The 1,610-nt window shown below is 75.1% G+C and carries 1 protein-coding gene; it reads left to right on the forward strand.

Annotated features, from left to right (window positions below):
• Positions 1–78: 78 nt before the first annotated feature.
• A partial coding sequence (gene crtI, locus MTQ10_RS30220; protein ID WP_247473807.1) for a phytoene desaturase family protein occupies positions 79–1,610 on the forward strand: 1,532 nt, incomplete at its 3' end.

A 1,610-nucleotide genomic window follows, 5' to 3' on the forward strand; every position in this document is an offset into this window, starting at 1 on the left:
CGGCCCGGCCGCCGGGGCCGTCGTCCCGTTCGACGACGGTGACGTTCCGGCCGGCGCCGTGGCGGGGGAGGACGCGCGATGACCCGTACCGTGCCCGGACGCACCCGGCATGTCGTGGTCGTGGGGGCCGGGCTCGCGGGACTGTCCGCCGCGCTGCATCTGCTCGGCGCCGGCCGGAACGTCACCGTCGTCGAACGGGACGACGGCCCCGGCGGCCGGGCCGGACGACAGGACCTCGGCGGATACCGCATCGACACCGGCCCGACCGTGCTGACCATGCCCGACCTCGCCGACGAGGCGTTCGCCGCGGTCGGCGACAGCCTGTACCGGCGCGTCGAGCTGATCCCCCTGCACCCCGCCTACCGCGCCGAGTTCGCCGACGGCAGCGCCCTCGACGTGCACACCGACGCGGACGCCATGGCCGCCGAGGTCGAGCGGTTCGCCGGTGCCGCCGAGGCCGACGGATACCGCCGGATGCGCGACTGGCTGGGACGGCTGTACCGGGTGCAGATGCGCCGCTTCATCGACGCCGACTTCGACTCGCCGCTGGACCTGCTCACCCCCGACCTGGCCCGGCTGGCCGCGCTCGGCGGCTTCGGCCGGCTGGACGCCCGTATCGGCCGCTTCCTCACCGACGAACGACTGCGGCGCGTCTTCTCCTTCCAGTCCCTGTACGCCGGTGTCGCCCCCGCCCGCGCGCTCGCCGCGTACGCCGTCATCGCGTACATGGACACGGTCGCCGGCGTGTACTTCCCCCGCGGCGGCATGCACGCCCTGCCCCGCGCCATGGCCGACGCCGCCTCCGACGCCGGCGCCGACCTCAGATACGGGCACACGGTGACCCGGCTGGAACGCGTCGGGCAGCGGATCACCTCCGTCGTCACCGACCACGGCCGCATCCCCTGCGACGCCGTCGTCCTCACACCCGACCTGCCCGCCGTCCACCGGCTCCTCGGCCGCCGCCCCCGCCGGCCGCTGCCGCTGCGGCACGCGCCGTCCGCGGTCGTCCTGCACGCCGGCACCGACCGCACCTGGAGCCGCCTCGCCCACCACACCCTCTCCTTCGGCGCGGCCTGGCACTCCACGTTCGACGAACTCACCCGCGCCGGACGCCTGATGAGCGACCCCTCCCTGCTGATCACCCGGCCCACGGCCACCGATCCGACGCTCGCACCGCCGGGCCGCCATCTGCACTACATCCTCGCCCCCTGCCCCAACACCGACATCGGACCGAGCGCCGCCGAATGGACCGACCTCGGCCCCCGCTACCGGGACAGCGTCCTGCGCGTCCTCGAACAGCGCGGCCTCGACGGTCTCGCCGCCGCCATCGAACGGGAATGCCTGGTCACGCCCGCCGACTGGCACGCCCAGGGGCATGCGGCGGGCACACCGTTCTCCGTCGCCCACACCTTCACCCAGACCGGCCCCTTCCGCCCCCGCAACCTGGTCCGCGGCACCGAGAACGCCGTACTCGCCGGCTGCGGCACCACTCCCGGCGTCGGCGTACCGACCGTCCTGCTCTCCGGGAAACGCGCCGCCGCCCGCATCACCGGCACCGGGCAGCCCGCCGGCACACGCCGCCGCACCCCGGCCCCTGGCTCTTATACACA

The sequence above is a fragment of the Streptomyces sp. XM83C genome, assembly GCF_023072675.1.
GTDB lineage: Bacteria > Actinomycetota > Actinomycetes > Streptomycetales > Streptomycetaceae > Streptomyces > Streptomyces thermocoprophilus.